Raw genomic sequence first — 11,949 nt, 5'->3', positions numbered from 1 at the left:
GCGAATGTCGGATTACGCTCCGCTAATCCGACCTACGCCGTCACGCTGACACGGATGGGAATGACCTTGCCTTTCGCTTCGCGCGCCCTTAACTGCCCGCAGCCGCCCTCCACATCCTGCCCCGCCGAATCGCGCAATTTGGTCAACACGCCGCGCGCATGCAGGGCGGCGGCGATGGCGCGCGCCTTTTCCCAGCTGGGACGCTTGAACGGCAAGTCATCGATGGTGTTATACGGGATCATGTTGAGCACGGCGTACTTGCCCTGCAAGAGCGCCACGATGCCGTCCATCTCGTCGTCGCCATCGTTGATACCTTCCATCAGGGTCCATTGATACTGCACCGGGTAGCCGGTCAGGCGCGCATACGCTTCGCCAAAGTCCACCAGTTCGCGCGGCGACAGCTTGGGTGCGCGCGGCAGCAACTGTTCGCGCAGCTCCGGCTTGGTGGTATGCAGCGACAGCGCCAGCGCCGGCTTGACCCTTCCCTGCGGCAGGCGCTCGAACGCGCGCGGGTCGCCCACCGTGGAAAACACCAGGTTCTTGTGGCCGATATTGCCCTCGGTGCCCAGCAGCTCGATCGCTTCCATCACATTGTTCAGGTTATGCGCCGGTTCGCCCATGCCCATGAAGACGACTTTTTTCACGGGGCGCATGGTGCGCGCCAGTACCACCTGCGCCACGATTTCGCCACTGGTGACTTGCCGGATCAAGCCATCGCGGCCCGTCATGCAGAACTGGCAGCCGACGGCGCAACCGACCTGGCTGGACACGCACAGGCCGTCGCGCGGCAGCAGCACGCTTTCCACCGTCTGGCCATCGTGCAGTCCCACCAGCAGGCGCGCGGAACCGTCCGCGCCCGGATGGCTGCTGAGCAGTTTCAGCATGCCCTGCAATTCGAGGTCGAGCGCGGGCAGCGCCTCGCGCACGGGCAGCGGCAAAAAGTCTTCGGCGCGGCGCCGGCCCTGGTCGTGCGGCTGCCCCTGGATCCAGTCGCGCAGCACGCGCTGTTCGTGCAGGGGCTTGGCACCGAGGGCGCGCAGGCGCTGGCGGAGATGATCGATTTGCATGGATTCTGAATAAAAAAACGGCGCGCAGGAATGAAGCCAGCGCGCCGTGTTACAGGTAAAAGCGTTACACCTTCTTGACGAACTCGGTTTTGAGGCTCATGGAACCGAAACCGTCGATCTTGCAGTCGATATCATGGTCGCTGTCGACCAGGCGGATGTTCTTGACCTTGGTACCCATCTTGACGACACCGCCGCCGCCCTTCAATTTCAAGTCCTTGATGACGCTGACCGTGTCGCCATCCTGCAGGATATTGCCGGCCGAATCGCGGTACACCTTGGCGCCCTCTTCCGTCGCATCTGCAGCCGTGGCCGACCATTCATGCGCGCATTCAGGGCAGATCAACTGGCTGCCGTCTTCATACGTGAATTCGGATTTGCATTGCGGGCATGGTGGTAATGTGCTCATTTTCTTCTCTGTCTGGTGAACAGCGCGTGCTGTAAAAGCCGACATTATACTGCCTACGCCCCGCATCAGCTTGCTTTTTTCACCATCATTATCAAGGGCGGCGAATAATCTCGATGGTGCTGTGGACAATCTCCTCGTGGATGCCGATGCGCGCGCGCAGCTCGGCCGCTGTCAGCGAGGGGTCGCGGCTGACCACGGACAAGGCGCACGAATACAGCTGCTTGCCGACTCGCCACACGTGCAGGTCGACGATGCGCGGCGTGTCGCCGGCGCTTGCCACTTCCACGGCCTCGCGGATTTCGTCCACCACGGGATGGTCCATCTCGCGGTCCAGCAAGACCTTGCCCGTCTCGTGCATCAGCTTTTTCGCCCACAGTGCCACCAGCACGGCGCCGACGATGCCCATCACGGGATCAAGCCACTGCCAGCCATAAGCCCACGCGCCGCCCAGCGCAACGATGGCCAGCACGGACGTGGCGGCGTCGGCCAGCACGTGAATGTACGCGGCCTTCATGTTCAGGTCTTCTCCATGGTGGTGGCCGTGGTGATCATGATGGTCGTGCTGCTCGTGACCATGGTGGTGATCATGGTCGTGGTGGCCGCCGAGGATCAGCGCGCACACCAGGTTGACAGCCAAGCCGAAGGCTGCCACCGCCATCGCCTGCGGATAGTGGATGGGCTGCGGCGAGAACAGGCGTTCCAGCGAAGCGAACACCATCAGCGCGGCCACGCCCAGCAGCAGGATGGCGCTGGTGTAGCCGGCCAATACCTCGATCTTCCACGTGCCGAAGGCAAAGCGGGGGTCGCGCGCATAGCGGCGCGCCGCCGCATACGCAAACGCGGCCAGGCCGATGGCCAGCGCGTGCGAACTCATATGCCAGCCATCAGCCAGCAGGGCCATGGAGTTGTACCACCAGCCGGCGACGATCTCCAGCGCCATGGTGGCCAGGGTGATCCACATGACGATGCGCGCGCGGCGTTCCGCTTTGTCGCTGGCCGCGCCAAAGACGTGCTCGTGCTGCCAGGCGGACAGGTCTTCCTTGAAGAATGGCGTTTGCATGACGGTCTCCTTATTTGAGGTAGGTGCGCAGGATGCCCGCGATGTCGTCGGCGCCCCTGGCCCGCTCCTCGCCGGAGATATCGGGACTGGCCACGTGCTCGCGCAAGTGTTCTTCGATCACTTCGGCCATCAGGCCATTCACGGCGCCGCGCACGGCGGCGATCAGCTGCAGCACTTCGCCGCAGTCGCGACCCTCTTCCAGGCCCCGCTCCAGGCCTTCCACCTGTCCCCTGATGCGTTTGATCCTGTTCAGCAGCTTGGTCTTGTTATGCGCCGTGTGCCCCATGATTTCACCTCGATAAATACTATAGGGGGGTATACTATCAGAGAGATCCGGGCGGCGCGATTTTTTGCAGCTTGCTGGCCAGCGAGGCATCGGACAATTCGCCCAGGTGGGTATCGACCAGGCGCCCCTGCGCGTCATAAAACAGGGTGGTGGGCAGTGCCGAGGAACCGGCCGCCTTGCCCAGCGCCGCCGCGCTGTCGAGCACCACATTGCGCAGGGTGACGCCGCTGCTGTCCAGGAAAGCGCTGGCGGCAGCCGCATCCTCGCGCTGGTTCGCATATACGAAGACGATATCGGCACGCGCCTGCTGCGCGGCGGCCAGCACGGGCATCTCGCGCCGGCATGGCGGGCACCAGCTGGCCCACAGGTTGACCACCATCGGCTTGCCGCCGGCCAGCGCCGCCAGGGTCACCGGCGTGCCATCGACTGTCTGCAGCGCCACGGCCGGCAAGGCCGTCGGCTTGTCGTAGGCCAGCGATATCCCTGCGCTCATCACGCCCCAGGCCAGCGCGCCGGACGCCACGCTGATGGCCAGGGGGCGGCGCATGGCCGCCATGGCGGGACGCCGGCAGCGCCACGCGGCGATGGCCAGCGCGGCAGCGATGCCGGCCGGCGCCAGGAAGCCGCCATCACGGATATTCAAAATGGACCAGGGAGCCGCGAAGTATTGCTCGTACCAGCGCAGCACGAACGCCAGGCGCGCCGCCAGCAGGCCGGTGATCAGCAGGTCGGAAACGAGGGGGCCGGCGTCGGGCAGTTGGCGGTAGCGCCGCAGCCACCACGCCACGCCGTAGGCGACGCACAGGGAAACGAACAGCAGGACCAGGCCCGTGGGCAAAGCCAGGGGGCCGATTTGCAGGGACAGCATGGGCGCTCTCTATCACGTCGAATGGACGGCCATTGTGGCCCATGCGGATTAAGCGTGCATTAATCCGGCGTCAAGAAGCGGTCAGCGCTTCCTTGCGCACGAAATGCATGGCTTGCGGCTGGTCCACCAGCACGCACTGCTTGCCCGTGCGCTTGCAATGGTCATGCACGCGCCAGTAAGCGTCGTGGCTGACGCAGCCCGTCTGGCAAATCACCAGGTCGGCCGCCACCAGGCCCGCCTCCAGCGCCGCCACGTCGTCGGCGCCATCGTCGCCGCCAGCATGGTGCAGGAAGCGCCCGCCGGCCTGCTCGACGGCCTGCTGCGCCACGTGCGCGCCGTCCACAGCCTGGCCCGCATCCCGGGTCAAATAGCTGCCCACATACAGCACGGCTTTTTCGCGCACGTCGGCCGGCAAGGCTGGCGCGGGCAGCCACTGCAGGCGCAGCAACTCGCGCATCAAGTCCTGCACGCGCTCGCTGAGCCACTCGACCTTGCGGGCCAGCCGGGCGCGCGTCGGCAAGCCCGGCACGCTGGCCGCCAGATCGGCCAGTGCGTCGCGCGCCAGTGCCAGCTGCGTATCGCGGATCACGACCTGCGCCCGCGCGCGCATCAATTCCGACTCCAGCTGCGCGATGCGCGCCGTCTGCGCGGCCAGCTGCGCACTGCAACGCGCCTGCGCGCGCCCATACTCGCCCATCAGCACGCGATGCTCATGCGCGATCGGGTCCTCGTTGCCATACACACTGCCCATCATGCCCTCCTTCACCACCCGTGGCGCCCTGGCGCCAGCCCATGCTACCCCCATTGCCCGCATTATAAATGAGAATCATTATTATTTGTGTATGCGCATGCGCGCAGCAGGGGTATGCGGTGGCCGCCAGCGTCATGTAGTCGGCGGGCAGGACAGCAGGCGCTGCCAGACGTCATCCTGCACTGCGCGCACATGCCGCAAGCCGTCGGCACCGCGATAGATGCCCAGCGTATTCGGCCAGGCCATATCGATGAACAACTGCCGTGCCGGATCGAGCAGCAGCGACTGCCCCACATAGTTCCCCTTGATTTCGCCCTTGTTCACGGTCAGCAGGCGCGCGCCGCCCGCAAGCGTCCGCTCGTCCAGCGCCACGCCGCTGCGCTCGGCTACGTCGCGCAGCCAGCGTTCGCGCCAGCGTGCCTGCTCCTCGAATTGCCCCTTGGGAGGCCGGTCCAGCTTGACGACGGCCGCCACGGGACCGTCAATGCCCGCTTGCAGCGAAAAGCCCATGCGTTCCTGCAGTTCGACCGTGTAGGTCTCGCCCTTGACGTCGATCTGGTAGCGCCCCGTCCCGTCTTGTACCAGCAGGTCGGCCTGATGGTAGGCAGGTTTGACGCAATTGGCGTACTGATAGGCGAGCACATCGAGGAACGGTGGTGCGGCCGGGGTGGGTGCCGCCATGGCGGGCGACAGGCTGGCACACAGGGCCGCAGCGGCCGCGTATTTCATCTTGCTCATGCTTGGCTCCGGTTCACGTAAAAAGGCGATGACGGCCGAAAAACACCTGCGGCACGGCATCGAGTCGCTCATATTAGCTATTTTGTATATTTCTTTCTGGCACACGATTCAATTGAATCGCGCTTGTTCGATCACTATTTCTAGTGTGTAATCTTGCAAACAAGTCATTACATCAACTGCCGATACGTTTACCTCAGCACACGGAGTTCCAGGCAATGTCCGCATTTTTCCATGCAAGCGCGTCGTCGTTACGCGTCGATAACGACGGCGGCAAGACAAGATGAACAATCTTCCATTTCCCGAGCGCCGCCGCCAGCAATTTCTGGATGAAGAACTGTATGTCTACACGCGGAAGAATTAATTTATGCGCGACGATTATGGCAAAAAAACCGCTACACCAGTGAAGTCACATGGCCGCAACCATAATCAGCAAGGGACAAGAATGCAGACGCTGAACGAAGAGGATTTTCTGGCTCTGCGCAGGGAAGCGCGGCTGTCCTACGCCATCTACCTTGAAAGCAAGGAAAGCCAGGACGAGTGCTACGACATGGTGGCAGCCGGCTTGCAACAGCCGGCGCACGTGCTGCAACATATTCCACCAGAAAATTTCATGACGGCCACGCGTGAGCGGGCCTGGGATGGCGTCGACCAGCTCGCCCTCGCCTACAGCGCCGGCCACGCGCTCGACGAGTTGCGCGCCGCGTATCCCACGATACTCGGTTACTGGCTGGCGTTTGCCCGGCATGACATGGCATTTGACGCTCAGGCCGGCGAGGCCGAGCAGGGATTTCCCCACTTCGCCCTGCCCGGCGACGGCTACGAGCAGGTCAACCGCATGGTCTGCCTCGGCATTTTGCTGGGCTGGGGCAGCTTGCTGCCCCGGCTGGCGCCTGTCATCGATTTCAATAACCATGAAAAGGATGGCTTGCTGGAACGGCTACTGGCCGGCTTCGTTGCCGGCAGGGATGCCGCCTGGCCAAAGTGCACGCGCCAGTTGCCCTACGTCAATACACTCAAGATATTCGCGGCAGACAAAGATGCCCGCCCTGCGCTGATGCAAGCCTATCTGCAGCAATGGTATGAGGCCAGCCGCCGCGAGCCCTATTACGACAGCCACCTGCGCGACACGTCGTTCTGGGGCTACTGGTCCTGGGAAGCGGCCGCCATTACCTGCGTGCTCGATATCGACGACAGCAGCTATCACGACGCAAAATTCTATCCGGCTGACCTGGTGGCGTTGTGCCGAAGGCAAGGAAGCGGCCCCGGCGCATGAAAGCTACCAGCACCGCCATCGCCACCGGCATCGCCGTGGTTGCCGGACTCTGTTTTGCCCTGCCAACGCTGTCGCGTGTCGCCACCAATCCCTTTCCGGGCATTTATTCCATCATCGACCCTGTCACCGGTGAGACCAAAGATGTCCTGAAAGTCAAACCGCTGCTGGGCGAGTACGTGGTACTTGCGCGTTTTACCGGCCACGGACCATGGACAGGCCCCATCTACGCCAAAGTCATGGGCAACGGCGACAGTTACGCGTCGCCACCACTGTTTCAGCAAGACCGCATGGTCAGCGCGCTATCGCTGGACGAGATCGGCTACCTCTACCACACGCCGGGCAACAGCAACTCGCGCGTCGGCCCGTCCGATACCGGCTATATCAGCAATATCGCGAGCTTCGGCATTACCCCCCTGTTCCACCGGCCGCTCCTTGCGAGCCACGACGAGCGCGGGGAGCGGGGCCTGCACGCGTACACGCCCAGCACCGGTGAGCGCAAGGTATCGGTCAGCACCTTGAACTACAGCCCGCGCATGATTCAGGTGGGCATCAGTTCCGTCGGCAATCCCCACAACGCTGTCGATACCGATCCCCTGCATCCGTACATGAGCAGCGCCGCCAGCTGCTGCTTCTACCTGCCGGCGCAGGCCGCGGCGCCGTTGCAGGTCAAGCTCGAATATCGCTGGCTGCCCAAGGGCAAGCCTGAAGTGCTGGCCATGACCTTGCCAGCCAACAGCGACGCCGACGAACTGCTGATACTGGTGCAGGCGGATGGCACAATGAGCGTGGAATTTCGCACACCCGGCAAGGACCTGGATCTGACGCCTGAGGGCGTCAAATCCATCAATGGCAAGCCCTATCCGCTGCCACCGGCCGCCGAACGCAAGGCGCGCCTGGCTGCGGAACTGCTGCGAAGAAAACGCTTTTTGAACGATATTTCCAGGCTACGGGACAAGGCCGCCGGGGAATCCGGCGACGTGGCATATCAGCTGCGCTACCTGATCGACGAGTACGAGAAAACCATCACCTATCTGGAAGCGTTTTCCGCATGCACAGGCAGCCTGGCGACGTGCGACAAGCAAGCCACGGCAGCGGCCCGCGCACCATAGAGCAGCAACGTCCACGAAACGCCATGCCGAACGACATCCTGGCCGCCAGCCTGCCTGTCAGCGGCCCGGACGCGCGGGCGCGGGCAGCGGCGCCCGCATCGAGCTTGAACACCCCCACCACCCGCACCAGGCTGGCCGCCTGCTCTTCGACCAGGGTGGCGTTCTGCTGCGTGACCTCATCCATCTGCGTGATGGCCTGGTTGACCTGTTCGATACCCAGGCTCTGTTCCTGGCTGGCGGCGGCGATCTCGCTCATCAGGTCGACCACTTACTTGACGGATATCACGATCTTGTCCATCGTGGCGTCCGCCTCGTCCACCAGCTTGCTGCCCGCGTCGACGCGCTCGACCGAGTCGCCGATCATGGCCTTGATTTCGTGGGCGGCGCTGGCCGAACGTTGCGCCAGGCTGCGCACCTCGCTGGCGACCACGGCGAAGCCGCGTCCCTGTTCGCCCGCCCTGGCCGCCTCCACTGCCGCGTTCAAGGCCAAAATATTCGTCTGGAAAGCAATGCCGTCGATCACGTCGACAATATCGACGATCTTGCGCGAGCTGGCATTGATGGCGTCCATGCCGCCGAACTTGGAGCGCCATTTGTAGAACGTGGCATTGCTGATGCCGTGCTCGCGGCACAGTTCAGGGATTGGTGAGCCGCCCTCGGCTTGCTTGAGGATGGCGATCATTTGGTGCGAGGATTACGATTCCACTCCGCCTACTCCGTGATTGCCGGCATCGAACTCATGCATACGATCCGAAAGGGCCAGTTCGCACTTGACGGCGCGAATGCAGTGTCGGTCGCGACCAATTTTATGCGCGGGCAGGACGGGTCCGTCCAGTTTGAGGGCAGAAGTGCCATGCCGGGATAACTTCGCTCTCCGATCAACAAGGCGACAGAACCATTCATTGCACTCGCTCACGTATAATCAATGCACTATGCGCATAGCCTAAAGTCGTCATCCTGGCCCGCCACAAAACTAAAGAAACGCTGAGGGACAATGTCACCACAGTTTTCATCGGTAATTACTATGCCCTCCATAAAAAGAATTCCCCATGATGATTTCACCTCTTTGCATCCCTTCGGCTTGCAATACGCTCAACTACTGAGCATCAATATAAATAGCCATGTCTTGAACATACAACTGATCAGTTTTGAAGCGGAGCGATTTCACACGGACGCATACCGGCATGCGGCTTTGCCCCTGCCACACCATATCCATCAAAGCCGAAAAATACGTCAGGCGGAATTCTTTTTTGGCCGATTGACTGCGCGCATGGCGCTAGGCGAATATGGGCTGGAAAACCTGGAAATCCACACCGGGCTCAACCGTGAGCCCATCTGGCCCCCTGGCATGCTGGGATCCATTACTCACAATCGCAATCTCAGTGGGGCAGTGGCGCAGAAGTATGGCAGTGTACGTGGCGTCGGCATCGACTTGGAATCGACAGGCACAGCAGAACAACACGACGCCATTGCATCGGTCGCCATCAATTCAGATGAATTGTCCATAGTGACATCCTCCTTATTCACGTTTGGCCAGACAATGACGCTATTTTTCTCCGCCAAGGAATGCTTCTATAAAGCGACGTACCGCGATGTAGGCCATTTCTTTGGTTTTGAGGCAATCAGCATAACGGGAATAGATGCGGCGGCAGGCAGGCTAAGCTTCATTGTACGCGTACATCTGTCGGATAGTTGGCCGGCCGGAGCGACCGGCACTATCCATTTCATCTATCTTGATAACACCGACCTCCTGACCATTTTCATCTGGTAATACAATCGCAGATTCACGACGTCATTTCGAGACGTAGTGATAACGGCCGCATGTCAATCCATACTTCGTCGATAAAGGCCATGCACTCATCCTTCCCTCCCTGCTTGCCAACCTTCTTCCAGCCCAGCGGTACTTCGCGGTCCTGCAACCATAGTGAATATTGCTCCTCTTCATTCACCAAAACTTCATAAACAACGTTTTCTTGAGATTCAAAATTCGACATACGGATTTCCTTTATTTACGTTTCACATTAAATAAAATATATTGCCACTATCTGCCAACCGCTCCTTCAGGAGGCCCGGCTTCGCATCGTTACCTCCATCATTTCAGCCAGCGATAGTACATGCGGCGCCTTCAGCATGCTGAAATGGTCCCCAGCGGTCACGTAAATATTGTCAGCAACTGCTGTCTTCACGACGCCTGCGGCCCGATACTCATATACAGGAAGGGCGTCACCAGTAATGTCGCCGCTGCCCAGCAGCGTCAGATAGTGTCGTGAAATACCAACCTCTTGCTGCAAATGCCACCACACCTCCGCATCCACATATATGCCGCACCACTTAGATAACAAGGGCATGGCAGCATCGCGGGCAGCATCACTGAACAGACTATCTATCTTCAGGTTCTGTGCCTCCATCTCAGCGTGCATGCTGACCAACTCAAGCGGCGAAAAAGATGATCCTCGCAATGCCGCGAGCGTGCCCAACATGGCGTCTGCCAGCACTTGTTCCGGGAGGTCGCGAGCCATGACGCCGTGCGTCGTATCCAGCATCGCAACATAGGCAACATCAGCACCACGCAGACGCAAGACATGCGCAATAGCAATGGCAAACCGTCCACCGGTAGACCAACCTGCCAGGAAGTAAGGGCCCTCCGGACACTGTTGGCAAATCTGATCCGCATACGCATTGGCCATGACCTCCAGACTGAGGTAACGATCCGCCAGCCCTGCCGCTTCGGGCGACTGGATGCCATAGACCGTCGCGAATGACTTCAAGGAGTCGGCCAATTGCCGATACGCAAACACCCGGCCACCGACAGGATGAACGCAGAACAGCGTCACAGGTGCTGCATTCGGCTGCAAGGGCACAAGCAATGCATTTTCCTGCTTTGCAGAAGCTAAGCTGGCAGCCAGCCCTGCAATAGTAGGCGCCGCAAAGAAGTTGGCTAACGAGCAGATCAATCCCATCCTCTGCTTGATCAAGTGTAACAAGCGCACCGCTTGCAAAGAATTGCCTCCCAAAACAAAAAAGTCATCATGAATTCCAATCTGCTGAAGCGCCAATACGCTGGCCCAAATCTCAGCTAGTTGTGACTCAATCGCGGAGCGGGGGACAGCTACGCATTCCTGCCTGTTTGCCCTATCTGGCGCAGGTAATGCCTTGCGATCGATTTTCCCGCTGGGAGTCAGCGGCAATCTATCGAGCAGAATAAAAATCGCCGGTACCAGATAGGCAGGTAACGTGGACTGTAATGCCATCCTCAATGTGGCTACATCCAACGCCGCGGCATTGCTGTGCTTCACTATATAAGCAACCAGGAGCAAGGCTCCCGTTACGTCTGCATTAGCGGTGACTGATGCTTCAGCGATATCTGGCAGCGATGCCAGAGCCGCCTCGATCTCGCCCAGCTCGATACGGTAGCCGCGCAGCTTGACCTGCTGGTCCGTGCGTCCCAGATACACGATGCGCCCGTCGGCCAGCCGGCGCGCCAAGTCGCCCGTGCGGTACATGCGTGCACCCGGCGTACCGAACGGACACGGCAGGAAACGCTCCGCCGTCAGGCCCGGACGGTGCAGATAGCCACGCGCCAAGCCAGCGCCGGCGAGGTACACTTCGCCCGGCACGCCATCGGGCACCGGCTGCAATGCCGCGTCAAGCAGGTATAGCCCCACGTTCTCCAGCGCCCCGCCCAGCACCGGCAACGGCCCCGCCGCACCGATGGCGCACGCCGTGGCGTCGACCGTGGTTTCCGTCGGACCATACATATTGAAGAAGCGCTGCTGCGGCATGGCCTGCAGGCGCTGCCACAGATGCGCATCGATGGCCTCGCCACCGACGAGCATGCTGCCCGGCAGACGCGCCTCGACCTGCAGCAGCAGCGACAGCTGCGACGGTGTGCAATCGAGTACGTCCAGTCCCCAGCGCCCGATGGCCGCCGAGAGCAGCGCTGGATCGGTACGGCACTGCTCCGTGAGCACGAACAATGTCGCGCCAAACAGCAGCGATACCAGTTGCTGCAGCGATGCGTCGAACGATATCGATGCATTCAAGCCCACCTTCAGGCCCGCCAGTTCACCCGTGTGGCGATACACCGTCTCCCTGAGCGTGTGCGCCAGGTTCACCACGGTTGCATGGCTGACCGCCACGCCTTTCGGCTGCCCGGTGGAACCGGACGTGTAGATCACATAGGCCAGATTGGCCGGCTGGGCAACTGGGGAAATATTGTCTGTCGACAACCCCTCCACCGCCGCCCAGTCCGTATCCAGACACAGGCGCGGCACGGCCGACACATCGGCCAGACGTGCCAGCAGGTGCTGCTGCGTCAGCAGCAGGGCCGGGGCCGCATCGCTCACCATATACCCCAGGCGCGCGGCCGGATAGGCCGGATCGAGCGGCAC

Annotated in this window: 12 protein-coding genes and 3 pseudogenes; 4 read left to right on the top strand and 11 right to left on the bottom strand. The window is 61.2% G+C overall.

Translation table 11 applies throughout. The features are described from left to right. Positions 1–32: 32 nt before the first annotated feature. The 7 genes from ACP7EG_RS27100 to ACP7EG_RS27070 all read right to left on the bottom strand — a co-directional run bounded on the left by ACP7EG_RS27100 (position 33) and on the right by ACP7EG_RS27070 (position 5,176). Positions 33–1,067, bottom strand: coding sequence for an RNA methyltransferase (locus tag ACP7EG_RS27100; RefSeq protein WP_426090153.1), 1,035 nt, complete (start codon positions 1,065–1,067; stop codon positions 33–35). Positions 1,068–1,131: 64 nt separating this feature from the next. Further along, complete coding sequence (locus tag ACP7EG_RS27095; protein WP_426090152.1) at positions 1,132–1,473, bottom strand: zinc ribbon domain-containing protein YjdM; 342 nt, start codon at positions 1,471–1,473, stop codon at positions 1,132–1,134. Between the two features lie 91 nt (positions 1,474–1,564). Continuing rightward, positions 1,565–2,533 (bottom strand): CDF family Co(II)/Ni(II) efflux transporter DmeF, encoded by a 969-nt coding sequence (dmeF, locus tag ACP7EG_RS27090; protein WP_426090151.1) that lies wholly within the window; start codon positions 2,531–2,533, stop codon positions 1,565–1,567. A gap of 10 nt (positions 2,534–2,543) precedes the next feature. Continuing rightward, entirely contained in the window at positions 2,544–2,819 is a 276-nt protein-coding gene (locus tag ACP7EG_RS27085; RefSeq protein ID WP_426090150.1) for a metal/formaldehyde-sensitive transcriptional repressor, read from the bottom strand. Between the two features lie 37 nt (positions 2,820–2,856). Continuing rightward, positions 2,857–3,687: a redoxin family protein gene (locus ACP7EG_RS27080; RefSeq protein WP_426090149.1), complete on the bottom strand. Its 831-nt coding sequence runs from the start codon at positions 3,685–3,687 to the stop codon at positions 2,857–2,859. Between the two features lie 70 nt (positions 3,688–3,757). Beyond that, on the bottom strand, positions 3,758–4,297 hold the full coding sequence (locus ACP7EG_RS27075) for a DUF2325 domain-containing protein (RefSeq protein WP_426090202.1): 540 nt from the start codon (positions 4,295–4,297) through the stop codon (positions 3,758–3,760). A gap of 273 nt (positions 4,298–4,570) precedes the next feature. Further along, on the bottom strand, positions 4,571–5,176 hold the full coding sequence (locus tag ACP7EG_RS27070; protein WP_426090148.1) for a hypothetical protein: 606 nt from the start codon (positions 5,174–5,176) through the stop codon (positions 4,571–4,573). A gap of 442 nt (positions 5,177–5,618) precedes the next feature. Here ACP7EG_RS27070 and ACP7EG_RS27065 point away from each other — a divergent pair, with 442 nt between their 5' ends. Then, positions 5,619–6,449: a PoNe immunity protein domain-containing protein gene (locus ACP7EG_RS27065; RefSeq protein ID WP_426090147.1), complete on the top strand. Its 831-nt coding sequence runs from the start codon at positions 5,619–5,621 to the stop codon at positions 6,447–6,449. Further along, positions 6,446–7,558, top strand: a complete 1,113-nt coding sequence (locus tag ACP7EG_RS27060) for a hypothetical protein (protein WP_426090146.1) — start codon at positions 6,446–6,448, stop codon at positions 7,556–7,558. The genes ACP7EG_RS27065 and ACP7EG_RS27060 overlap by 4 nt, the downstream gene beginning before the upstream one ends. Here the strand turns inward: ACP7EG_RS27060 and ACP7EG_RS27055 are convergent. Next, a pseudogene (locus ACP7EG_RS27055) lies at positions 7,473–8,129 on the bottom strand (methyl-accepting chemotaxis protein); the annotation flags it as partial. The gene ACP7EG_RS27060 and the pseudogene ACP7EG_RS27055 sit on opposite strands and share 86 nt — an antisense overlap. Next, a pseudogene (locus ACP7EG_RS27050) lies at positions 8,121–8,240 on the bottom strand (transposase); the annotation flags it as partial. The pseudogenes ACP7EG_RS27055 and ACP7EG_RS27050, both read right to left, overlap by 9 nt. 18 nt (positions 8,241–8,258) lie before the next feature. Here ACP7EG_RS27050 and ACP7EG_RS27045 point away from each other — a divergent pair. Next, positions 8,259–8,398, top strand: a pseudogene (locus ACP7EG_RS27045) (IS6 family transposase); the annotation flags it as partial. Between the two features lie 184 nt (positions 8,399–8,582). After that, a complete protein-coding gene (locus ACP7EG_RS27040; RefSeq protein WP_426090145.1) occupies positions 8,583–9,329 on the top strand; it encodes a 4'-phosphopantetheinyl transferase family protein in 747 nt (248 codons plus the stop codon). A gap of 13 nt (positions 9,330–9,342) precedes the next feature. On the opposite strand, the gene ACP7EG_RS27035 is transcribed toward ACP7EG_RS27040, so the two are convergent. Then, entirely contained in the window at positions 9,343–9,552 is a 210-nt protein-coding gene (locus ACP7EG_RS27035) for an MbtH family protein (protein WP_426090144.1), read from the bottom strand. Between the two features lie 66 nt (positions 9,553–9,618). Beyond that, a partial coding sequence (locus tag ACP7EG_RS27030; protein ID WP_426090143.1) for a non-ribosomal peptide synthetase occupies positions 9,619–11,949 on the bottom strand: 2,331 nt, incomplete at its 5' end.

Origin of the sequence: Janthinobacterium sp. PSPC1-1, from assembly GCF_049897625.1 — a bacterium.
GTDB classification, from domain to species: domain Bacteria; phylum Pseudomonadota; class Gammaproteobacteria; order Burkholderiales; family Burkholderiaceae_D; genus Janthinobacterium; species Janthinobacterium tructae.
This window is presented reverse-complemented; position numbering and strand designations above follow the sequence as displayed.